This is a genomic window from Rhizobium sp. C4 (genome assembly GCF_021026315.1).
GTDB lineage: Bacteria > Pseudomonadota > Alphaproteobacteria > Rhizobiales > Rhizobiaceae > Ensifer_A.
In genome coordinates, this window is record NZ_JAJNCX010000001.1 from 700,599 (window position 1) to 720,630 (window position 20,032).

The 20,032-nt window shown below is 65.3% G+C and carries 25 protein-coding genes; 2 read left to right on the forward strand and 23 right to left on the reverse strand.

Translation table 11 applies throughout. The features are described 5' to 3' along the window. Positions 1-6: 6 nt before the first annotated feature. The 11 genes from LQK84_RS03500 to LQK84_RS03550 form a co-directional block, all read right to left on the reverse strand. Positions 7-672 (reverse strand): response regulator transcription factor, encoded by a 666-nt coding sequence (locus tag LQK84_RS03500; protein WP_230827227.1) that lies wholly within the window; start codon positions 670-672, stop codon positions 7-9. 55 nt (positions 673-727) lie between these two features. Beyond that, positions 728-967 (reverse strand): hypothetical protein, encoded by a 240-nt coding sequence (locus LQK84_RS03505; protein ID WP_230827228.1) that lies wholly within the window; start codon positions 965-967, stop codon positions 728-730. Positions 968-1,373: 406 nt separating this feature from the next. Then, positions 1,374-1,580, reverse strand: coding sequence for a hypothetical protein (locus LQK84_RS03510; RefSeq protein WP_230827229.1), 207 nt, complete (start codon positions 1,578-1,580; stop codon positions 1,374-1,376). 107 nt (positions 1,581-1,687) lie between these two features. Further along, positions 1,688-5,512, reverse strand: a complete 3,825-nt coding sequence (locus tag LQK84_RS03515) for a baseplate multidomain protein megatron (protein WP_230827230.1) — start codon at positions 5,510-5,512, stop codon at positions 1,688-1,690. 10 nt (positions 5,513-5,522) lie between these two features. Then, positions 5,523-5,954, reverse strand: coding sequence for an NlpC/P60 family protein (locus LQK84_RS03520; RefSeq protein WP_230827231.1), 432 nt, complete (start codon positions 5,952-5,954; stop codon positions 5,523-5,525). 427 nt (positions 5,955-6,381) lie between these two features. Next, entirely contained in the window at positions 6,382-7,260 is an 879-nt protein-coding gene (locus tag LQK84_RS03525) for a DUF2163 domain-containing protein (RefSeq protein ID WP_230827232.1), read from the reverse strand. Beyond that, on the reverse strand, positions 7,257-7,895 hold the full coding sequence (locus LQK84_RS03530; protein WP_230827233.1) for a DUF2460 domain-containing protein: 639 nt from the start codon (positions 7,893-7,895) through the stop codon (positions 7,257-7,259). Before LQK84_RS03530 ends, LQK84_RS03525 begins: the two co-directional genes overlap by 4 nt. Before the next feature lie 266 nt (positions 7,896-8,161). Continuing rightward, complete coding sequence (locus LQK84_RS03535) at positions 8,162-8,749, reverse strand: phage tail tape measure protein (protein WP_442966868.1); 588 nt, start codon at positions 8,747-8,749, stop codon at positions 8,162-8,164. After that, positions 8,746-8,940, reverse strand: a complete 195-nt coding sequence (locus tag LQK84_RS03540; RefSeq protein WP_230827234.1) for a rcc01693 family protein — start codon at positions 8,938-8,940, stop codon at positions 8,746-8,748. Before LQK84_RS03540 ends, LQK84_RS03535 begins: the two co-directional genes overlap by 4 nt. Before the next feature lie 20 nt (positions 8,941-8,960). Beyond that, entirely contained in the window at positions 8,961-9,368 is a 408-nt protein-coding gene (locus LQK84_RS03545) for a gene transfer agent family protein (RefSeq protein ID WP_230827235.1), read from the reverse strand. Further along, positions 9,368-9,781 (reverse strand): phage major tail protein, TP901-1 family, encoded by a 414-nt coding sequence (locus tag LQK84_RS03550; RefSeq protein WP_230827236.1) that lies wholly within the window; start codon positions 9,779-9,781, stop codon positions 9,368-9,370. The genes LQK84_RS03545 and LQK84_RS03550 overlap by 1 nt, the downstream gene beginning before the upstream one ends. A 90-nt stretch (positions 9,782-9,871) precedes the next feature. On the opposite strand from LQK84_RS03550, the gene LQK84_RS03555 reads away from it, so the two are divergent. Continuing rightward, positions 9,872-11,110: an MFS transporter gene (locus tag LQK84_RS03555; RefSeq protein WP_230827237.1), complete on the forward strand. Its 1,239-nt coding sequence runs from the start codon at positions 9,872-9,874 to the stop codon at positions 11,108-11,110. Here LQK84_RS03555 and LQK84_RS03560 read toward each other — a convergent pair. From LQK84_RS03560 to LQK84_RS03605, 10 genes are all read right to left on the reverse strand, one after another. After that, complete coding sequence (locus LQK84_RS03560; RefSeq protein ID WP_230827238.1) at positions 11,105-11,605, reverse strand: GNAT family N-acetyltransferase; 501 nt, start codon at positions 11,603-11,605, stop codon at positions 11,105-11,107. The two genes, LQK84_RS03555 and LQK84_RS03560, sit on opposite strands and share 6 nt — an antisense overlap. A gap of 3 nt (positions 11,606-11,608) precedes the next feature. Next, entirely contained in the window at positions 11,609-11,911 is a 303-nt protein-coding gene (locus tag LQK84_RS03565; protein WP_230827239.1) for a type II toxin-antitoxin system TacA family antitoxin, read from the reverse strand. A gap of 41 nt (positions 11,912-11,952) precedes the next feature. Beyond that, positions 11,953-12,363, reverse strand: coding sequence for a DUF3168 domain-containing protein (locus LQK84_RS03570; protein WP_230827240.1), 411 nt, complete (start codon positions 12,361-12,363; stop codon positions 11,953-11,955). Beyond that, on the reverse strand, positions 12,360-12,695 hold the full coding sequence (locus tag LQK84_RS03575; protein ID WP_230827241.1) for a phage head closure protein: 336 nt from the start codon (positions 12,693-12,695) through the stop codon (positions 12,360-12,362). Before LQK84_RS03575 ends, LQK84_RS03570 begins: the two co-directional genes overlap by 4 nt. 3 nt (positions 12,696-12,698) lie before the next feature. Then, positions 12,699-13,268, reverse strand: coding sequence for a head-tail connector protein (locus LQK84_RS03580; RefSeq protein ID WP_230827242.1), 570 nt, complete (start codon positions 13,266-13,268; stop codon positions 12,699-12,701). 400 nt (positions 13,269-13,668) lie between these two features. Continuing rightward, on the reverse strand, positions 13,669-14,928 hold the full coding sequence (locus tag LQK84_RS03585; RefSeq protein WP_442966869.1) for a phage major capsid protein: 1,260 nt from the start codon (positions 14,926-14,928) through the stop codon (positions 13,669-13,671). Positions 14,929-15,027: 99 nt separating this feature from the next. Beyond that, positions 15,028-15,363, reverse strand: coding sequence for a helix-turn-helix domain-containing protein (locus tag LQK84_RS03590; protein ID WP_230827244.1), 336 nt, complete (start codon positions 15,361-15,363; stop codon positions 15,028-15,030). Continuing rightward, positions 15,347-15,727 (reverse strand): type II toxin-antitoxin system RelE/ParE family toxin, encoded by a 381-nt coding sequence (locus tag LQK84_RS03595; RefSeq protein ID WP_230827245.1) that lies wholly within the window; start codon positions 15,725-15,727, stop codon positions 15,347-15,349. Before LQK84_RS03595 ends, LQK84_RS03590 begins: the two co-directional genes overlap by 17 nt. A 53-nt stretch (positions 15,728-15,780) precedes the next feature. Continuing rightward, positions 15,781-16,341: an HK97 family phage prohead protease gene (locus LQK84_RS03600; RefSeq protein ID WP_230827246.1), complete on the reverse strand. Its 561-nt coding sequence runs from the start codon at positions 16,339-16,341 to the stop codon at positions 15,781-15,783. 150 nt (positions 16,342-16,491) lie between these two features. Next, positions 16,492-16,800, reverse strand: a complete 309-nt coding sequence (locus LQK84_RS03605; RefSeq protein WP_230827247.1) for a DUF6107 family protein — start codon at positions 16,798-16,800, stop codon at positions 16,492-16,494. 378 nt (positions 16,801-17,178) lie between these two features. Between LQK84_RS03605 and LQK84_RS03610 the strand changes: the two genes are divergently transcribed. Then, entirely contained in the window at positions 17,179-18,171 is a 993-nt protein-coding gene (locus tag LQK84_RS03610) for an isopenicillin N synthase family dioxygenase (protein ID WP_230827248.1), read from the forward strand. Positions 18,172-18,179: 8 nt separating this feature from the next. Here LQK84_RS03610 and LQK84_RS03615 read toward each other — a convergent pair whose 3' ends face one another. Beyond that, complete coding sequence (locus tag LQK84_RS03615; protein WP_230827249.1) at positions 18,180-18,578, reverse strand: hypothetical protein; 399 nt, start codon at positions 18,576-18,578, stop codon at positions 18,180-18,182. A 121-nt stretch (positions 18,579-18,699) separates the two neighbouring features. Next, on the reverse strand, positions 18,700-19,839 hold the full coding sequence (locus tag LQK84_RS03620) for a phage portal protein (protein WP_230827250.1): 1,140 nt from the start codon (positions 19,837-19,839) through the stop codon (positions 18,700-18,702). Between the last annotated feature and the right edge of the window lie 193 nt (positions 19,840-20,032).

Sequence of the window (20,032 nt, forward strand, 5' to 3'; positions counted from 1 at the left end):
GGGGCCTCATTTGGCGGGTGCCTGCATGCGGTAGCCAAGGCCGCGCACGGTCTCGATCATGTCGACGCCCATCTTCTTGCGAAGGCGGCCGACAAAGACCTCGATCGTATTCGAGTCGCGGTCGAAATCCTGGTCGTAGAGATGTTCGGTGAGCTCGGTGCGGGAGACGACCTCGCCCATGTGGTGCATGAGATAGGAGAGAAGCCGGAACTCGTGGCTCGTCAGCTTCAGCGTCACGCCATCGACGGTCGCCTTGGAGCTCTTGGTGTCGAGGCGGACGGGGCCGCAGATGAGATCGGACGAGGCATGACCTGCGGCGCGGCGGATGAGCGCGCGAAGGCGGGCCAGCACTTCCTCGATATGGAAAGGCTTGGCGACATAGTCGTCCGCGCCCGCATCGATGCCGGCAACCTTGTCGGACCAGCGGTCGCGCGCCGTGAGCAGTAGAACGGGCATGACGCGGCCGGCAGCGCGCCATTTTTCGAGCACCGTGATGCCGTCCATTTCCGGCAGGCCGATATCGAGCACGACGGCGTCATAGGGTTCGGTATCACCGAGAAAATGTCCCTCCTCGCCGTCAAAGGCCTGATCGACGACATAGCCGGCCTCTTTCAGCGATTCGCTCAGCTGCCGGTTCAGGTTCTCGTCGTCTTCCACGACCAATATGCGCATGCGTCAAATCCCGTCTTACGTATCGTCTTCATCGGCCGAGGTTGAATGGCCCGGCTTACATAGGCTTGTGAACGACCTTCTTCTTCGGCCGCTCGCCGTTGTTCTGCACCAATATCGTGATGACGCATTCGTTGCCAACGGGTTCGACGGAGAGAAGCGTCCCGCCATGCTCCGACAGTGCCTCGCGGGCGGCTGCCGAACAATCGCCACGAACGGCGATAAGGTCCTTGTTGGCGGGCTCGCCCACCATGCCAAGTCCGAGGGCCGCCACGGCCAAAATCAGATGCGATCCCATTGCATTGCTTTCATGAGCTTGGATGTCTCAAATCGAGCCTATTCATACAGATGCGCATCTGAATGACAAATGAACATGAGCGGAAAAACCGGCTCCGTGCAAGCAGGAACGGCGGGAGGCGATGGTCGGTCCCCGCTCTTTCGGGAAGGCCGTGATCAGGAGGAAACGGACCGACCGGCAAGCCCTGTCATTTGCCGGACCGGGAGCTGCGCCCCTGGTGATCATAGGCCACGAAGGCAAAGCAGCCGAGGGCGACGATGACCGGAAATACGGTCCAGGCAAAGATGCTGAAAGTCATTTGAGTGTCCCATAAATCGAGATCCGAATCACTGAAAGATAGCGCAACCACTATGAGCCGCATCCCCGAAATGCGGGGGATGCGGCGAAATCGGATATGGCGAAAGCCTCACGCAACCTTGGCCGTCGCCTTCATGCGCCCCCAGATCGAGATCAGCCCGCCGACGGTCCCGGCGAGCGACAGCGCCGCGTCGGCAAGCTGCCCCTGATCGGTGGCAGACAGGCTGTAGCCGCCGGCATGCGCGAGCGAGGCCGAAATGGCGATGACCGCACCCCAGATGGTGCGGGACTGGTACCAGGTCTTCATGTCTTCCATGCTCTTCTCCTTCGGTTGGCTGGGCAATTTTCGCGAAAACAGGACCCGGTTTCGCGTCCGGGATGGCGTCACAACAGAGCGTGGGATCGTTGCCGCGGATCCCGCACTCACAGCGGGAGCGCGGCCTCGGCAGGGAGGCCGGATGCCACGGTCCAGCCGATCTGGCGAACGCGGTAGCGGATCGATGCGGGTGGCGCGCCGAAATCGGCAAGCGCATCCGCGGCAGAATAGGTGAAGGCGGGTGCGGTCACCTCGGCGCTGCGCAGACGGTTTCCGCCGCCGTCGAGAATGTCGAGCAGATAGCGCTCTTCCGGCTCGTCGAGCGGGATGTCATAGGCATCCCAGTTGGCGCCATCGACCCGGCCCGAGCGTGTCCAGGCGAGGCGGATATCGCCAGATCCCAGGCGCTGCGCCCGCAGATGGACCGGCGCCAGCGGCGTTGCGGCCCGGCGCCCGCCGGCAAAGGCGATGGGGCCAACGGTGGAAACACCCGCCTCCGCCCGCCAGTTCAGTGAAAGACCAGCCTCGCTGGGATCCAGCCCGAGCGAGACGATGGCCTCATTGAGCAGGACAACATCGGCCCCAACGCCCGCCCCCGCCGCCATGGCGTCCACGGTGCCGAACTGGCCGCGCAGCAGATAGGAAAGATGCCAGCGGTTTGCTGCCACCTCTTCCGCCGTTTCGAAGCTGATGATTTCAAAGACGCCGTTCGCGGCCCGCACCGCAAGGCGATTGGCACCCGCCAGCAATTCCGCTTCCGTCACCGAGGCGAAGCTGCCGAAGGCGAGCGACACGTCCACGATATTGGCCCGGTCGACCCGGCCGGAAACGCCGGGCGGCAATGCGCTGGCAAGCGTTCCGATCGTCGCCGGCCGTGTCGCAACGGCGCGCGGGCGGTAGCCTTCCGTGCCGGTCGCGGCAGAAAGCGTCACGATCCGCCAGGGTCGCGCCAGAACGGCGGCGCTGGCATGGCTTTCCGCCGGTTTCGACCCCAGCCTCGGCAGGTCGAGGAAGGCGAGCACCGGGGCGAAGAGCTGGGCGCTCTCGCCCCTGCCCGGCCGCGTCACGCTCTCCCGATAGGCATGCGCGCCGACAGGCGGGGCATATTCCACCGCTTCGATCGTCCGCGCCGCGCCATCCTCGATGCGGGCAACCCGGAAGCGGCCGGCAAGACCCGGCAGGGTCACGGCATCGCCCGGTTCCAATTCCAGCAAATAGGGTGCGACACCGAGCTTCAACGACCGGCGGGCAAGCCGCGCATCGCGCAGGATTTCCTCTGCCGCCGCAGCCGCCGTCACCTCCGGCAGCACGCCGGCGATCGCACCGGAAGCGACGCGATCATTGCCAGCCGCCATGCGGCGCGAGCGGGCGACCGCGCTTTCGTAGTCGCCAGCCTCGTCATAATAGTCGAGCGTCGCCTGTGCCGCGACATCGCTTTCTTGCGCCCGCGTCTCGCTCCAGAGCGGCCTGTCCTCGCGGTCCGCCAGCACGTCGAGCACGCGCGGCGGGTTCGAGACCTTGGCGCGGGAGGAAAAGACGAGCCGCCCGCCGCTCTCGCGACAATCGATCTGGAAGGCGGCCATCAACGGCTCGATCATGGTGCGGGCCGAGGCGACATCGCCCTGCACATAGCCGGTGAGGTCGCCAGAGACCGCCGAGACGTCGAAATCGGCAAAGCCGTGATCGGTCAGGATCGCGGCGATAACATCGGCGAGCGTGCCTGCCCCCAGCCGCCCGTTCAGCCAGTGACCCGTCTGCCAGTTGCCGCCATCGGCAAAGAGCGCGGTGTCATATGGAAAGGCGGGGATCGGACGCGCATCCCAGGTCCAGACCGCGATATTGCTGGCGGCGAGCATGCCCGAAGGTGCTGCCCCGCTCTTCCAATGCGCATAATGCGCCTCGAGAAAGCGCCGCTGCATGGCGTCGCTGCGCTGACCGGAGGAGAAATACGGCAGCGCGCTTTCGGCCGATTTCGGATCGGGAAAGACATTGGGCTGGTTTGCGCCGCGCTCGACCGCCGGGCAGCCGAGTTCTGTGAACCAGATCGGCTTCATGCCCGGCAGCCAGCCGGTCGGGCTTGAAAGCTCCGCCCCGCCGCGCCGCTCATAATGGCGGTTCGACCACCAGCCGGCAATGTCCTTGGCGCGGAAGACCCAGGGCTTGCCGGCCACGCCGTCAGTGATGGCGGTGCGGGTGCGGCTCGCCCGCGCGGCGTCGCTTACATAAAACCAGTCGAAATATTCGCCGCCGGTGATGGCGCGGGCCATGGCGTCGCGGTCATCGGCGGTTCTGGCGCCATCCGGATTGGCGGAGAGCAGATCATCATCGCGCCAGTCTGCCAGCGGCAGATAATTGTCGATGCCAACCGCATCGATATTCGCGCTCGCCCAGAGCGGATCGAGGTTGAAGAACTGGTCGCCCGAACCATCGTCAGGATGGAAGCCGGAATATTCGCTCCAGTCGGCCGCATAGGTGAGCTTGACGCCGCCGCCGACAATGCCGCGCACATCAGCGGCCAGCGCCGTCAGCGCCTCGACAAAGGGAAAGGCACCCGCCTGATCACGCAGCCGCGTCAGCCCGCGCATTTCCGAGCCGATAATGAAGGAATGGACGCCACCGGCCAGCGCTGCCAGATGCGCATAATGCAGGATCATGCGGCGATAGCCCTCGCCTGCGCCGGTATAGCTCACCGCCCCGCCCGCCACGGCGAAATCGCCCGGCATGGCAGTACCACAAAAGGCGTTGACCGCCGCGCGCGTTGCGGCGGCCCTGTCCGCCATGGCTGTGATGCGCCCACGCCACGGATAGGCCGCCTGTTGGCTTCCGCCATAGGGATCGGCAAGCGCATTGCCGGCCGGAATATCCATTAGCATCAGCGGATAGAGCGTGACCGCGAGCCCCCGCGCCTTGAGATCCGCAATCGCCGCCATCACGGCTGCATCATTGGGCGTGCCGCCAAAGGCCGGACCACCATTGACCTCAGTCACCAGATGCGCGGCCCCGCGCGAAACGCCGGAGACCTGCCATGGCGCGCTTTCATCCGTCCGGCTTGCCACCTCGACGCCCGGCACGACGCGGCACTGGTCAGCGCGCAGATCCGTGCCGAACCAGGAGACGACAAGCGACACGCGCTTCAGGTTCGGGCAGAGCGCCTGCAGCTCATCGAGCGAGGCCTGCCAGTCGGTCGTGGCATAGCTGACATTGCGATTGAGGATGCGCGAGGCCCCCGGCCCTGTCGTCTCCGTCACCTGTCCCGGCGCATAGCCATGCTCGCTCGCGCCCGGAATGATGGTGACGGCTTCGATCTGCTTTTCCAGAGCACCGATCGCGCGCACAACCTCGAACTGAAGAACGGGAATGCGATTGCCGAAATCGCCGAGCGGCAGCCGCTCGAAGACGACATAGGCCATGTTGCGATAGGCGGGCGCATTTCCGGTACCCTGCTTCGCCTCGATCAGCGGATCGGGCAGCTGGTCTGCCGTCCCCCGATAAAGCCGCATCTCGACGGCCGAGAGGTCGAGCGCCTGCCCGTCCGCCCAGACGCGGCGGATCGCCGTCGCCTCGCCCTCGCAGAGGCCAACGGCGAAATTGGCGAAATAGCGATAGCTCGTCGTCGTCACGCCGCCACCGCCGCCAAAGGCCTTGCCGCCGGAACGTTCGCTCGTCACCTCTTCCTCGAAGCGCGTCGCCCAGAAGAGCGTGCCGCCGATGCGCGCCGTGCCATAGAGTCGGGTGATCGGCGTTCCCTCGTCAGCGCCCGGAATGCGCGCCGTGGCCAGCCGCGCGCCGGTGACGGTCGAGCCGGAGCCGATCAGCGCGCGGTCAATGGAGGCGCCGGCGAGCGCCCCGACCGCCTGCCCGATGGCCGAGCCGACCGGGCCGAAGACGGAGCCAAGGGCAGCGCCGGCCGCCTGCAGCAGCAATGTTGCCATGACAATGACCTCAAATATCTGGGAAACGATGGACGGCCGCGATGCGCCGCGCCCAGGAGGGAACGAGCGGCGATGAGATGACGCCGGCCTGTTCGTAAGCGTGGATGAAGCGGCCCTCGCCGGCCAGAATGCCAAGATGCTTGGCCGCAGCCTCGGGCCGGAAGCGGAAGAGAAGGACATCGCCCGGCTGCATGTCGTCGCGCGCAATCGGCGGACCGAAATGCTTGAGCGCCGCCTCGGCCAGCCGCTCGACGCCGCTGCGCTCGGCCCAGTCAGGCGCATAAGGCCCCGGCTCTTCCGGCTCCTCGCCATAAAGCTCGCGCCAGATGCCACGAACGAGCCCGAGACAATCGCAGCCGACGCCCTTCAGCGAGGCCTGATGCCGATAGGGCGTGCCGACCCATCCGGCGGCGCCGTTAAGCACACGCGCTGAAATTTTCATCGGGTTCATGTCCGGTTCAGGTGGAATAGTGTAAAAAAAATCTTAACGGATGAAGTGGAGAGGGAACTTAAGATCTTCATCGCGGTTACAGCGAGTATCGAGTCTGTATTTTGGGGAACGCACATGTCGTTGCAGACACTGCTTATTGTCAGCCTGGTCTTTACCGGCTTCTTCCTGATCTCCGCGCCCGAGCGCGCTTCGCTTCTTCACATGCTCGGCTTCCGCCAGAAGACGGGGCGGTGATTTTCCTCTCCCCTTGTGGGAGAGGATAGCTCGCCCCAAGAGGCGAAGCCGATTGGCGTGGCGAGCTTGGTGAGGGGTAACTGACAGCCGCGTCACACCAAGACCCCTCACCTGAAAAATCTAGCACTTAGCTTTCAGCTAAGATGCTGATTTTTCTTCCTCTCCCACAAGGGGAGAGGACAAATCACCCCATCAGCACCGACCCGTCATGCGCCGTCGCGCCGCTCACATAGCTATAGGCGAAATCAGACCCGGGCATGTGCGGAAAGCCTTGAAAATTCAGCCCATTCCCGAATTTTGCCTTGCAGGCCGCGAAACTCTTGTCGCAGCCGGCAAAGATCTCGAATGTGTCGCCAATCGCCGGCGCTTCCGGCAGCGGCAGCCAGAAGGTGAGCCGCGCAGGATTGCCGGCTTGGTGGCCGGCAATATCGACGGCGCGGCCGGCAAGTGCCCCGCTGGTGAATGTCAGCACGCCGAAGCCGAACCAGCCGCTGGCAAAGCTCGCAATCCCGGACACACTCGCCTGCAAGCTATCGGCCGCGACAATCGCGCCCATCGCCTTGAAGGCCGAGAGACTGAGGCCGCAGCGGGCATCGCCCAGCCGCGCATCGCAGCGCCGGCCATAGACGCGGCCCATGGGCTGGTCGAGCCGAGCGGCAAGGCCACGGAGTTCGGCGCGGAAGCTGTTTTCCGTGCGCGTCACCTCGCCGATCTCGCGGACATGCTCCAGCAGGAATTGCGCCGGCTCGGCCCAATTGACCAGCAGAACCTCGACCCGCGCACCATCGTAAAGGCCGCGCTCCAGATCCCCATCCGAAATCGCCTCCGACGAAAACGCCCCGGCCACCTCGCCATTGGGCGCGGCAAGCCCCAGTGCCGTCTCCGCCTCGCTCGCCGAAAAGCCGCTCGCTGCGAGGAAGCGCGTGCCGTCCACCGTCAGGTCGGCGTCATGCTCGGTAAAGCCCAGCACGGTTCCATCGCGCCGCGTCACCCGCCAGCAGCGGCAGAGCGTCGTCGCGCCCGTCTCGATATGCGCCTTCAGCGCGGGGGCAAGTTCTCTCATGGCAGGACCTCGATCAGCGGAATGGTGGGGATGCGCCCGGCATTGAAGGCGGAAAGGTCGATATCGATGCGGCTGACCGCAAAGCGCACCGGCACGTCGAATTCGAACCCCGCCTGCACGATGGCCCCCAACGGCGGAATGAAGCCGGCCGCAAAGGTGACGCGCCCGGTCGTCGCATCGACCGTGAAGCGGCTCGCGGCCTGCTCCGCGCCATTGACCGCCACGCGCACTGAACCCGCCACCGGCTTGGCAATCCCCCGCGTGACCGACGCGCCGGCATCCGCATAGGTTTTCACAAGCTGGAAGCTCGCCGTGACGCCATCGCCGGTGCCGATCACCTGATCCGTCGCCCCGATCACCTGCCCCGGCGGGCTCGACTGATGATCCACGGGATCGCGAAAGCGAAAACCATAAAGCTCCCCCGACCGCGCCTCGAAGAAGGCCAGAACGGCATAGAGATCGGCGACCGAGCGAATGCCTGAGCCGGCATCGTATGCGCGTCTGGAGTTGCGCCACCGCGCATTGCGCGCCTCGCGCCCGTTGGAAAGATTGACAATATCCGTCATCCGCTCCGGCCCGCCACTGACGCCAAGCGCCAGCCGCAGCGGAAAGCGGACCTCATGGAAGGAGGTCATGGGTGGGGTTCCTTTCTCGGAGAGTGCCAAAACAGAGGATGCGTTGTGGAGCAGAAGGCAACACGCTCGGTTTACAGCGTCTGCATTCTTACCTTCCGTCATGCCGGACTTGATCCGGCATCCAGCCAGCCCGCGTCGGCGGGCTGAAAAGACTCGCGGGGAGTAAGATGAGTCTCCCGCGCGATGGACATCGCGCGCTGGATGCCAGATCAAGTCCGGCATGACGGAGGATGCGGATGTGTGCGCCCCGACACCTCCACGCGGCCTCACACCCCTCGCCTTCCCCTTGCCGTCGCCCGGGTCAGCATGGCGGAAACCTGCGCTTCCGATTTGCGGAAGCTGCCGGCGTCGGGGGTGGAGACGTTGAAGACGATGGTCTGGCTGGGGGCGGTGCCAGCGCCCGCCGCAACGCCAAGCCGTCCATCCGGGCCGCGTTTCAGGGGGAGGATGGCTTCGGAGCCGGCTTCGCCCATCAGGCCGAGGCCGCCGCCCATGGGGAAATAGGTGGGCGCGGAAACGACGCCGCCTGCGGCGAAAGGCTGGATCGCGCCCGGCACGCCGCCTTTGGCGAAGCCGAGCAGGCTGGAGAGGCCCGTGGACAGACTGGAGGTGAGGCTGCCGGCAGCGCTGTTGACGAGGTTTTCGAGCGGCTTCATGCCGGCGGACAGCGCAATATCGGTCAGCCGATTGCCGAGGCTTTTCAGCACATCCTCCAGGCTCTTGCCATCGACGCTCGCCGATTTCAGCGCCGAGGAGAGTGCTGCTCCAAAGGATTTCGAGCGGGCTTCCAGTTGCGTCATCGCCTGATCGAGGGCGGCCGTGTCGAGACTGCCGGGATGTGCTGGATCGGTCATGGTTCATCCTCTCGGCTGTCGGGATAGCGCGCCATCAGGTCCTTCAGCGGCAGTTCGAAGCGGGGCGCCAGACCGCCGGTGATGGCGTGGAATTCGAGGGGCGTCAGCGCCCAGAAGTCGCGCGGGGAAAGCCGCAGCAGGAAGAGGCCGGCATGGATCGCCTCGCGCCAGGGAAAGGCGGGCGGCAGCAACGGCCCTTCCGCTGCGGCCCTCAAGGGCGGGGCGTGAGGCTTTCGCCCAAACCCCGTTCGCCCCCGCGTGAGGCGCCCGGCGATGACGGCGCCTCACCCTCCGAACCGAAAGCCGAGAGCAGCAATTCGGCGACGATGCGCGCCGCCCCCGCCAATCCACCCTCGATCTCCAGTTCCGCCACATCCTCGTCCGACAGGAGATTGCCGCCGCCGCGGAGCCCCGCGCCAATGATGCGGATCATGTCGGCGGCCTTCAGCCGGCCGGTCGAGAAGCGGGCGGCAAGATCGTGCAGGCTTTCCGCGCCGAAGGCCGTTTCCAGTTCGGCAAGCCCGCCGAGCGTCAGACACAGCACGCGGCGCTCCCCGCCGATCATGGCCTCGATCTCGCCGCGCCGGCGGTTGGCGCGGCCTTTCGTCAGGCGCTCCATCACAGCGCCCCGAAGGTCAGCTGGCCGGCGGATTCCAGCGAGAGATCGAACAGGACCTCGCCATTATACTGGCCGGAATATTCGAGTGCGGCGATCTGGAACGGTCCCGTCACCGTGCCGAAATCCGGGATGACGACCTGCCAGTTGAGGATCGCACCCGAGAAAAAGGCGCTGCGCACCAGTTCGTCGGAGGCGGCATCCTTGAAGAGACCGGAGCCCGAAAGCGACGCCCGGTTGACGCCGGCGCCGGCGAGCAATTCGCGCCAGCGCCCGGCGCTTTCGGCATCCGTCACGTCCACCTGGCTCGCGTTGAAGGCAAGCTTGCGGCTGCGCAGGCCCGCCACCGTGACATAGCTCGACGAGGTCGTGTTGAAGACTTTCAGGAGAAGATCGCGGCCCTTTTGCGCGGTCATGGGATAATCCTTTCGCTCAGTGTCAAATTCTGTTCACAAGCCGGGCCGAGTGTGGTTGTTTCGAACACGTCCCTTCCTCCCGGAATTCCCTTGTCCCATTCCTCCTCGCCCGCTTCGCTGTCGAAGCTTCGCCTCATCGCGGTTCTCGCCGTCTCCCAGCTTGTCGGCTGGGGCACGACCTTCGACATGCCCTCGGTGCTCGGGCGGGCGATGGAGCGGGATCTCGGCCTGCCCTTCGAGACGATCTTCGGCGGGCTGACGGCGATGATGATCGTGATGGCGCTCGCAAGCCCCCGTGCCGGGCGGCTTCTCGTGCGCCTGGGTGCGTCGCGGGTCATGGCCATGGGTTCGGTTCTGATGGCGGCGGGGCTGACGGTGCTGTCGCTGTCGCAAGGGCTGGTGAGCTATTTCGCTGCCTGGCTCATCATCGGGCTTGGCGGCACATGCGCGTTATCGGTCTCGGCCAATACCGCCGTCGTCGAGCGGCAGGGGGCGGCGGCCAAGCGCACGATCGGCACGCTGATGATCTTCACCGGTCTGTCATCGGCCCTGTTCTGGCCGATCCTGAGCCATGCCGAAAGCGCCATCGGCTGGCGCGCCAGCCTGCAGATCGCCGCCGCCGCGCATCTCATCCTGCTTGTGCCGCTGCATTGCTTCGCCCTGCCGGCGCGCGGCGATGTCCTGGCGCTCAGCGCATCGGCGCGGGAGGGCGCGAAACCGCTGCCCCGGCTCGATGCGCGCGGCAGATTGCATGCCTTCCTGCTGATTGCCTCCACCTCCAGCCTCAACAGCCTGACCTCCTTCGGCATTTCGGCCTCGCTGATCGAACTCCTGAAACTGGCGGGGGCAGCACCCGCTCTCGCGCTGACGCTCGCATCGCTGCGCGGTGTCATCGGCATTTCGGCGCGGCTTGCCGATCTGATCGCCGGCGAGCGAACCTCGCCCGTCGTCTCCGGCCTTGCGGCCAGCCTCGCCATGTTCGGGGCCTTCCTGATGCTCGCCGCCTTCCCGGCCTCGTCCTTTGTCGTGCCGCTGCTGTTCGTGCTGCTTTATGGCGCTGGGTCGGGCGTTGCCGCCGTTGCCCGCGCGCTGCTGCCGCTATCCTTCTTCACCCGCGAAGACTTCGCCACGATGTCGAGCAATGTGGCGCTACCGCAAAACATCGCCTCGGCCCTCTCCCCGGTCATCTTCGCCGCCATGATGGAGAATTTCGGCCTGAAGGGCGTCATCGCGCTCGCGCTGACGCTCACCTTCCTGACATGCCTGAGCATGGCCGGGTTGGGACTGCTGAAGGCGCGGGCGGAAGCGAGTGGGCCGGCGCTCTCATGATTTCAGATTGAAAGTGACATCCTGCAAGGGCAGAAGCAGTGTCCGTTCGCTGCCCTTCGCGGCGCGGAAGCCATATTTGGCATAAAAGCGCGTGGCCTCGTCATCAAGCGCATGCACCATGACGGCGCGGAAGGCGACATGTTCCGCGCCGGCGAGGACGGACAGCAGCGCCGCTCTCAGCAGTTGCGCGCCAAGCCCCCGCCCCTGATGCCGGCGATCGACCGCAAGCCGCGCCAGAAGCGCCACCGGGATATCGCGCGGGCTGCCATGACCGCCGATGTTACGCGGCGCTTCATTGCGGGATATCATGGCCGCGGCCAGCGAATAATAGCCGACCACGGTAAAGTCGGCATCGGCGATGACGAAGCTGCGGGCAAGGCCGTTTTCGTGGTTGGCGCGGGCGATGTCGCGTAGATAGTGATCAAGGTCGGGCTTGCCGCTGTCAAAACCGTCAAGCCGGTGCTGAATGCCGAGCGGGGCCGGCCGGCGAACCATGGCTCAGTCGATCCAGTCGCGCTTGGTCTGCAACAGCTTTTCCAGCGCCGCATTGGCCTTGGCGGGCTCGGCCAGAAGCGCCTCCACGGCATCGAAAGCCTCAGGCTCAAGCGCCACGAAACGCTGATCGAGCAGTTCCTTGCGCGCCGCCGCATAGGCCGCATCCGTCACGAATGCCGTCAGCGATTTGCCGGCAGCCCCCGCCGCGCGCTGGATCGTCTCCAGCGTGGCAGGCTCCATGCGGAATGTCACCGTCTCGTTCTTGCGGGCAATCGCCATGGCGGGCTCCATTGATCGGGAATTCATGCATCCCAAAAATACAGCCACGTCATAACAACGTCAATACATCACCCGCCCACCGTCACCGCCCGAAACACCATTTCGGCCACATGGGCATCCGTCTTCGCCTCGCGCCGCGTCCGCGTCTTCACATGCAGCAGGCTGACCAGCGTCACGCCGCCGGTGAGCGTCAGCTGGGCGTTGTCGAGGCTCTGGCGGATCAGGCCGGCCATGGTCTCGGCCTCGCGGTGGCCGGGCCGTGACGACCAGGCGTCGAGCGCGATCTGGTGTTCCAGCCCGCCGTCATTGTCGGCGCCCCATTCTGAGGAAGTGATCTCGCGCAGCACGACATAGGGCATCGCGGCCTTGGTGAGCAGGCGGTCGTGGATGGCGTTGGCGCCGATGATGGCCGTCAGTGCGGCATTGGCGTTGAGCGCCGAGACGATTGCGGCGGACAGGGCCGATTGCGCGTCGGTCATAATGCGCCCTCCTCGCACAGACAGACGAGATAGCGGCCGGTTTCGTCCGGGTCGCGGATGGCGCGGATGGTGAAGACCCGCGCACCTTTTCGGAAGCGCATGCCTTCCGTGACGCCCTCGCGGGCGCGGATCCAGATGCGATGCGTGAGCTGGCCCCGCATCTGCCCCGCCGTCTCGGTGAAGCCGAAGCTCGTCGGCTCGATGCGGGCCCAGAGCGAGGCGGCGACCGTCCAGGCGATAACCGCGCCGCCCTGCCCGTCCGGTGCCGGACTGGCAGCCTCCAGATCGAGCCGGGCGGTGAACTGGCCGGGGTCGAGAAAGGTCATGTTCATGGTTCAGAGCCTCACAGGGCGATAAGGCGAGACCAGCCGGTCATAGCCGGCGGGAATGGCGGCGGGCTGCATCTCGGCCGGGACGGCGCCGCGCAGCTCGAACATCAGCGCGACATGCATCAGCATGGCCCGCGTCAGCGTATCCGGCATCTCCGCGCCCGTATTGCCGAAGCCCGCCACGACATCGATCTCGATGCCGTTGAGCGGGCGCGATGTCGGCGGCTGGGTGGCAAGGAACAGGCGGGCGGGGGTAGACGCCGCGTCGAGCACGTGGCCGGCGAGCGAGACCGCCTGTGGATTGCCGGACGCATCGTAAACCGTCACGCTTTCAACGGTTTGCAGCGGAGCGATGGCAAGTTGAATCAAGCCATCCTCCGGCCAGTCGTCGCGATAGAAGCGGAGCGTCTGGGTGATCAGCGCCAGCCCCGTCGTCGCTTCCAGATAGTGACGGGCGGTGGCGATCAGGCCGGCCAGCAGCGCATCCTCGGTGCTGCCATCGAGGCGCAGATGTGCTTTCACCTGCGCGAGCGTCAACGGCTCGGCCGCAGGCGGCGCGATGATGGTATGGGTCATGTGGGCCTCGTCAGCTTGAAAAACTGGGATCGTTGAAATGTGGGGCAAAGCCCCCTCCCCACCCTCCCCACCCTCCCCAAACGGGGGAGGGAGACCGCGCCGCACCGGGTCTGCTCAAGACTGGGCCGGAGCGGGTGCCGCATCCGTCTCCCCTCTTGTGGGGGAGATGGCGGCAGCCAGAGGGGGTCTTGCCTTGCGGCGAAGGAGCCCGGTCCTCTCCCCCTGTGGGAGAGGATAGCTCGCTACCCGAGAGGCGAAGCCGATTGGCGTGGCGAGCTTGGTGAGGGGTGTTGAACGGTCGCGCCTGAGACTGACCCCTCACCTGCGATTTCTAACACTTAGCTGAAGCTAAGATGTTGAAATCGCTTCCTCTCCCACAAGGGGAGAGGACAAGCCGAAATCACGCCGTGCCGAACTTCACCAGCTTGATCGCCTCGTAGTTTTGCACCCCGCCGCCGACGCGTTTCGTCGTGTAGAAGAGCACATAGGGCTTGGCGGAATAGGGATCGCGCAGCACGCGGACGCCCAGGCGGTCGACGACGAGGTAGCCGGCGCGGAAGTCGCCGATGGCGATCGCGTAGCTGTCGGTGCCGATATTCGGCATGTCTTCGGCTTCCACCACCGGATAGCCCATGAGGCTGGCCGGCTGGCCGGGGCCGGTCGGCGGCAGCCAGAGATAGTTGCCATTGGCATCCTTGAAGCGGCGGATCTGGTTCTGCGTCTTGCGGTTCATGACGACCGTCGCATTCTGGCGATAGCCGGCCTTCAGCGCATAGATCGTGTCGATCAGCACATCCGACGGGCCGGACGAGGCAAAGCCGCCCGCAACACCCGTTGCCACATAGCCGAGCTTGCCCCAGATCCAGCTCGCATCCGCCACCTTGGTCGCGGTGAGGAAGCCCGACGGCTGGGTGACGCCATCGCCATTGACGAAGGCCGTGCCTTCCTGTTCGGCAAAGGCGATCTCGACCTCGGAGGAGATCCAGGCCTCGATATCGACGGCGCTGTCATCCAGCAGCGATTGCGTGGCCGCCGGCATGGCATAAAGCTCCATCACCGGGAAGGCGAGTTCGGCAAGCTGGGCGCTGCCCGTCTGCGGACGCGCCGCCGTTTCACCGGCCCAGCCGGTCGCCATGCCGGAGGTGGCGAAGGGCTTCTTCAGCACCGCCGTCGAAACCTGCCGCACCGTCGCCAGCGCGCGGATCGGCGAGACGATGGACAGGCGGCGACCGATCTCCGCATCCAGTTCCGGCCGCACCGTGTAGCCGCCATCGGTGCTCGAACCGGTCGAGAGAGCCTTGGCCTCGATCTGGCGAAGGTTGGTCTCGTCGCCACGGCGGATATAGGCCTCGAAGGCCGCCTTGTGCTCCAGCGCTTCCGCCGCCGAGACACCCGGCCGGCCGAGCGGCGGCCGCGCGCCCTTCAGCGCCAGATGGTCGAGCAGCTTCTTCTGCTCGTCCATCGCCTTGTCGATGCGGCCGAGCTTTTCGACGGTCAGCGCATCCGCGACCTGTTTGCGCTCCATTTCGGCCAGCCGCCGGTCGTTCGTCTCCTTGAACGCCTCGAAACCTTCCATGAAGGTATCGAAGGCGGCATTCACATCATCCGGCGCCGCCTTGATTTCCGGCGCGGCAGTCAGTGTCTCGTGGGTCATAAGCATTCCCTTTTCTGAGGCAACAAAAAAGGGGCCGCAAAACGCGACCCCTCAGGCGAAACCGGCACGCGGGCGGCGGGCCGGGGATGGTGGTGGGTGGAGATGTCAGGTGATGGCGTCGATCCCGCGTCTGCGGATCAGGTTGAGCAGAACCAGCGCCGGCCCCTTCGGCTTCTTCGCGCCGCGCTCCAGCTGCGACACATAGCCGGTCGTCAGATGCAGATGACGCGCGAAGACGGCCTGGCTCATATTCGCCTTCTCGCGCATCGCGCGGATATCCTCGCCGGAAAGCTCGATCACGTCGTCTGCGGGCTTGGCGCCGCCATGCCGCAGGGTGATCTTGCGATGCTCGTCCGGGCTCAGCAGGCCCAGTTCCGCCATGTCGTCGGCGGCCTCGACAAGGGCTTCCGCAAGCCTGCTGTTCTTATGTCCGCTTTCCATCGTCTAATTCCTCAAGTTGGCCGCCACGCGTGGCAACCTCCAGCTCCTCATCGCCGGCGCGCAGCCACGCCCGCGCCAGTTCCCTCAAAGTCTGCAATTCGTCCGGGCCGACATTCTCGCGCTCATTCTTCGCAAAGGCATAGAGAAAGACCGCGCGATCACCGCTTTTGAATGCGAGCATCGTGCGAAACCCGCCCGAACGCCCTTGGCCACTGCGCGCCACCCGCATCTTGATCAGGCCGCCGCCGAGATCGGCATCGACAAGCCCGCGTTCCGCACGCGCAACCGCATCGACGATGCTTGCTGCATCCATGCCTTCCCGACGAATGAAACGGGCCGTCCAGCGGGTGAGGAAGATGCGCAAGCCTTTCTCCTATCGCTCCATAAACTATAGTTTATAGTGTCATAGTCTGAATATCAACCCCGCATCACCCCCGCCGCGTGCCTCAGCTTGGCGGCCAGCAGCGCGCCGTCGCTCATCTCCTTCACCTCGCTCACGCGGGCGGACGGCAGCATGGGGAAGGTGACGACGGAGATTTCCCAGAGGTCGGCTTCGAGGATGTGGCGGATGCCGGTCCTGGCGTCGCGTTTGGCGCGCACCGTCTGGAAGCCGATGGACAGCCCGTCCAGCGCACCCGATTTCATCAGCCGGCGCACCTCGTCCGCCTTCGCGACCCCCGGCGCGAACTGGCCCTCGACATAGAGCCCCCGCGCATCCTCCTTCAGCGTCACCCAGCGGCCCAGCGGGCTTGCCGGATCGTGCTGGAAAAGCATGCGGATGCCGGCGACGCCCCGGCTCGAAAGCGAGCGCGAAAACGCCCCGCGCTCGATCACGTCCTTGCCGAGATCCGGCTCGCCGAACAGGCTCGCATAACCCGAAAACCGCCCTTCGGCGGTGAGGCCCTTGAGTTCGAGGTTCAGGAATTTCCGCTCGCAGTCGATGGTCAGCATGATCTGGGTTCCCTCGTGATATGGCATCAGTTGATCTCCGTCATGCCGGGCTTGACCCGGCATCCAGCCAGCCCGCGTCGGCGGGCTGAGAAGACTCTCAAAGGCGCAGTCCTTTCGCGCGATGGACATCGCGCGGCTGGATCCCGGCTCAAGGCCGGGATGACGGAAGAAGGAGCATCACCTTCCCCACCGCTCCGCCACCCGCCTCAGCGCGCCCAGCACCCACCAGGCCGTGAGGCTGATGGCGGCGGAGCCGGAGAGGACGATTTCGGGGGCGGAGAGCGTGGCGACGAGGCCGAGTTTTTCGGCGCCGTAGAGGCCGGTGGCAGGTCCGAAGACAAGGCCGGCGACGAGGCCGGTGGCCAGTCGCGTTGCCGCCTCCTGCCTGCCCTTCGGCAGCATGTAGATCAGCGAGATGGCGACGCCCGCCACCGATCCGGCGATGCGTGCCGCCATGATCTGCGGGTCGCCCGCGATATAAGTCATCGTTAAGTCCTCGCTGCTAGACTATGTCCAGGCCGATCCTGCGAAACGGTTCGGCTTTCGGACAGGCGCGAAACGACGCGCCCCACCATCGCCGGTGCGTGAAAGCCTGCACCGGGCCGACCGGCAACGCCTTGACGTTGAGTCAGGCGCTCGCAAATCCCTCAGCCATCTGAATCGCTTGGAGAACTCTCTTCAGAGAGAGAATCCGCCTTGTCGCCTTCTGTGCATGGATTGAGTCCGCGCGACGCAACAAGTCCTTGATAAGACTTTGCGAATTCGCAAGACATGATGCGATTTTCTGCGGCATGACACGCAATGCGCTCTGGACACGAAACGGAAAAGGCGAAACATTCACCCGGTCCAGAAGGAGCAGCAGCCGTGCCCAGTTCATCCGCATCCGATTTCGCCATTTTCGACCTTGCCGCCTTTGAGGCAGCCTCTGGCGAGACCCGCGCGGCCCTTGCCCGCGAGCTCGACCGCATCTGCCGCGAGACCGGCTTTCTGGCAATTTCCGGTCATGGCGTTGCGCCGCAGGTGATTGCCAATCTCAGCGCCCGGGCCCGCGCCTTTTTCGATCTCGCGCCGGACACCAAACATCAAGCCGCCCCGCCCTATGCGGGCTATCCCTATGGCTATCTCGGCCCCGGCGTCGAGGCGCTGGCGAAGTCGCGCGGCGTCGATTCACCGCCCGACCTGAAGGAGAGCTTCAATGCCGGGCCGCTCTCCACGCCGGAGGGCATGGTGGACAAGGATGCTCTTTCCTTCTGCTTTGCCGACAATATCTGGCCGGCGGGACAGGATGAATTCCGCGCCGCCTGGGAGGCCTATTTCACCGCGATGACGGATCTGGCGAAGCGCATCATGCGCGCCTTTGCCGAGGCGCTGAAGCTCGACACGCATTTCTTCGATCCGTGCCTCAAGAACCCTATCAGCGCCATGCGCGCGCTGAACTATCCCGAGCTCGACCGTGCGCCGCCGGACGGGCAGCTGCGCGCCGGCGCCCATACCGATTATGGGAGCCTGACGATCCTCTTGCCCGATGCCGGCTCGCGCGGGCTCGAAATCATGACGCCGGAGGGCGCATGGCGCGAAATCCCGCCGGTCGACGGTGCCTTCGTCATCAATATCGGTGACCTCATGGCGCGCTGGACGAACGACCGCTGGGTCTCCACCCTGCATCGCGTCGTGAATATTCCGGCGGAACAGGGCGGCCTGAAGCGTCGTCAGTCGATCGCCTTCTTCCACCAGCCGGACTGGCATGCCGAGATCGCAACGCTGCCGTCCTGCCTGGCGGCGGGCGAAGCGAGCAAGTACGAGCCGGTTCTATCCGGCCCCTATCTGATGGGGAAGTTCAAGAAGACGGTGATGTGAGGGCGGCTTCAGTTCACCGAGAGCGTGAAGGTGCAGCCCTTCTGCTCCATGTAGCCCGTGCGTGTCTGGAAGAAGGAGAAGGTGAAGGTTTCATTCTCCTGCGCGGTGAAGATCCGCGTATCTGGAAACCGGCCCATGTCGGACTGGAAGCCGGAGGAGGAACTGCGCTGCATCTCGAAGCCGCAGGGACCATTGTCCGCGGCGACCTTGATCGTCATTTCGCGATGCGACGGCGCCCGGACGAAATAGGTCAGGCGCTTGTCCGGCAGGGTCACGCCCGAGACTTCTCCGGAAAGCGTTGACGGGGAGAGGACGATTTCGGTGGCGCCGTCCGGAGCCTGCGAGGCCTGCGCGTTGGCGGCCTGCGCCGCGGCAAAAGCCAGCAGAGTGAGCATGGTGAAACGCATGGTTTTTCTCCTTAAGGCTCACCTTGCGCAGACATGGCCTGCAATAGCCACCAATATTCGGCGCTTCGGCCAATTCTGACGGTGGAGCACCGCACGAAACAGGCTCTGCCACCCGGTCGACCTACCCTTCCCAGCCCACCGCCTGCCGCTTTTCCGTGTCGCTCAGGAAATCCGCCGCCCCCACCCGCGCCCAAAGTTCCCCCCGTTCGGCGGACAGTCCCGCCACCTGGTCAAGATCGAAGCCCAGCTTGAGCGCCGGATAGAGGCCCGAAAGCCAGCCGGTCATCGCCTCCGCCGTGCGGAAGATCAGCGGCAGGATGGTGAGGCGCCAGAAGGCGCGGTTCGCTTCGGCATAGTTGGCATAGGTGTTGTCGCCGGGAATGCCGATCAGCATGGGCGGCACGCCGAAGGCGAGTGCGATGTCGCGCGCCGCCCCATTCTTCGCCTCGGCGAAATCCATCTCGCGGGGGCTCAGCCCCATCGACTTCCAATCGAGCCCGCCTTCGAGCAGCATGGGTCGGCCGGCCCGCGCCGGGCCGGAATAGCCTTCCGCCAGCTCCGCCTTCAGCCGCTCATATTGCGCAGAGGAGAGATTGCCGCCGTCCTTCGGCTGATAGACGAGCGCGCCGGAGGGGCGGGCCGAATTGTCGAGCAGCGCCTTGTTCCAGCTTGCGGCCGCATTGGAAAGGTCGAGCGCCTTGGCCGCGGCCTCCAGCGGGGCAAAGCCCATGTGATCGTCGAGCGGATGAAAGAGCCTGAGATGCAACAGCCCCGGGTCGGCCTCGACCGAGAAGCGCCGGACCGCACCGCCGACGCGATATTCATAGGAGCTCGGCCAGCCATCCGATCCCTCGATGACGCGGATGCGGTCGGGGCGAAGCAGATGCAGTTCGCGCAGGGTCCCGCCGATCTCGACCGGCTCGATGAAGGCATTGCCGGAGAGCAGCAGATGCCCGTAAAGCGCCTCCATGAACTCCGCCCCGCCCTGGCGGGGATTGGGCCGGACCAGCAGGCCCTTCAGCGCATGATCCTCCGCCCCGCCATCCGAGACGATCCACGGCACCGAGGCCGCCGCTTCCGCAATCATCCGCACCGCGCGATAGGCGACCGGATTGCGCATGAAGCCCTCGCGGGCGAGCGACGGGTAGGAGCGCTGCGACCAATGCGCCGGGCCGGATGTGGCGAGCGCGAAGAGGGTCGTGAGCGGGGAGGATTTGGTCTCGGCGGGCGTGGCGCGGGGCGTGAGGAAGGGGATGCGCATCAGGGGTCCTTTCGGGGTGTTCTGCAGGGGAGAAAAGTCCCCCTCTGGCTGCCGCCATCTCCCCCACAAGGGGACCGTTGCAAAATTCCACTGATATGATTCACTGGTTCTGCAGCGGCTGGAGGCGGTGGGATGTCAGTTCGTCGGGAAGGTCAGTTCAGTTTTGTAGATGCTCTGATGCCGCAGGGTGGCG

Excerpts from the sequence above, each read along its gene's own strand:
- LQK84_RS03585 (WP_442966869.1), bottom strand. The coding sequence starts at position 14,928 with ATGCTTATGACCCACGAGACACTGACTGCCGCGCCGGAAATCAAGGCG.
- LQK84_RS03530 (WP_230827233.1), bottom strand. The coding sequence starts at position 7,895 with ATGACCTCCTTCCATGAGGTCCGCTTTCCGCTGCGGCTGGCGCTTGGC.
- LQK84_RS03580 (WP_230827242.1), bottom strand. The coding sequence starts at position 13,268 with ATGACCCATACCATCATCGCGCCGCCTGCGGCCGAGCCGTTGACGCTC.
- LQK84_RS03510 (WP_230827229.1), bottom strand. The coding sequence starts at position 1,580 with ATGGAAGACATGAAGACCTGGTACCAGTCCCGCACCATCTGGGGTGCG.
- LQK84_RS03550 (WP_230827236.1), bottom strand. The coding sequence starts at position 9,781 with ATGACCGCGCAAAAGGGCCGCGATCTTCTCCTGAAAGTCTTCAACACG.
- LQK84_RS03620 (WP_230827250.1), bottom strand. The coding sequence starts at position 19,839 with ATGCGCATCCCCTTCCTCACGCCCCGCGCCACGCCCGCCGAGACCAAA.
- LQK84_RS03600 (WP_230827246.1), bottom strand. The coding sequence starts at position 16,341 with ATGCCATATCACGAGGGAACCCAGATCATGCTGACCATCGACTGCGAG.
- LQK84_RS03570 (WP_230827240.1), bottom strand. The coding sequence starts at position 12,363 with ATGACCGACGCGCAATCGGCCCTGTCCGCCGCAATCGTCTCGGCGCTC.
- LQK84_RS03515 (WP_230827230.1), bottom strand. The coding sequence starts at position 5,512 with ATGGCAACATTGCTGCTGCAGGCGGCCGGCGCTGCCCTTGGCTCCGTC.
- LQK84_RS03505 (WP_230827228.1), bottom strand. The coding sequence starts at position 967 with ATGGGATCGCATCTGATTTTGGCCGTGGCGGCCCTCGGACTTGGCATG.
- LQK84_RS03605 (WP_230827247.1), bottom strand. The coding sequence starts at position 16,800 with ATGACTTATATCGCGGGCGACCCGCAGATCATGGCGGCACGCATCGCC.
- LQK84_RS03500 (WP_230827227.1), bottom strand. The coding sequence starts at position 672 with ATGCGCATATTGGTCGTGGAAGACGACGAGAACCTGAACCGGCAGCTG.
- LQK84_RS03615 (WP_230827249.1), bottom strand. The coding sequence starts at position 18,578 with ATGCGTTTCACCATGCTCACTCTGCTGGCTTTTGCCGCGGCGCAGGCC.
- LQK84_RS03560 (WP_230827238.1), bottom strand. The coding sequence starts at position 11,605 with ATGGTTCGCCGGCCGGCCCCGCTCGGCATTCAGCACCGGCTTGACGGT.
- LQK84_RS03535 (WP_442966868.1), bottom strand. The coding sequence starts at position 8,749 with ATGACCGATCCAGCACATCCCGGCAGTCTCGACACGGCCGCCCTCGAT.
- LQK84_RS03525 (WP_230827232.1), bottom strand. The coding sequence starts at position 7,260 with ATGAGAGAACTTGCCCCCGCGCTGAAGGCGCATATCGAGACGGGCGCG.
- LQK84_RS03575 (WP_230827241.1), bottom strand. The coding sequence starts at position 12,695 with ATGAACATGACCTTTCTCGACCCCGGCCAGTTCACCGCCCGGCTCGAT.
- LQK84_RS03565 (WP_230827239.1), bottom strand. The coding sequence starts at position 11,911 with ATGAATTCCCGATCAATGGAGCCCGCCATGGCGATTGCCCGCAAGAAC.
- LQK84_RS03520 (WP_230827231.1), bottom strand. The coding sequence starts at position 5,954 with ATGAAAATTTCAGCGCGTGTGCTTAACGGCGCCGCCGGATGGGTCGGC.
- LQK84_RS03590 (WP_230827244.1), bottom strand. The coding sequence starts at position 15,363 with ATGGAAAGCGGACATAAGAACAGCAGGCTTGCGGAAGCCCTTGTCGAG.
- LQK84_RS03545 (WP_230827235.1), bottom strand. The coding sequence starts at position 9,368 with ATGGAGCGCCTGACGAAAGGCCGCGCCAACCGCCGGCGCGGCGAGATC.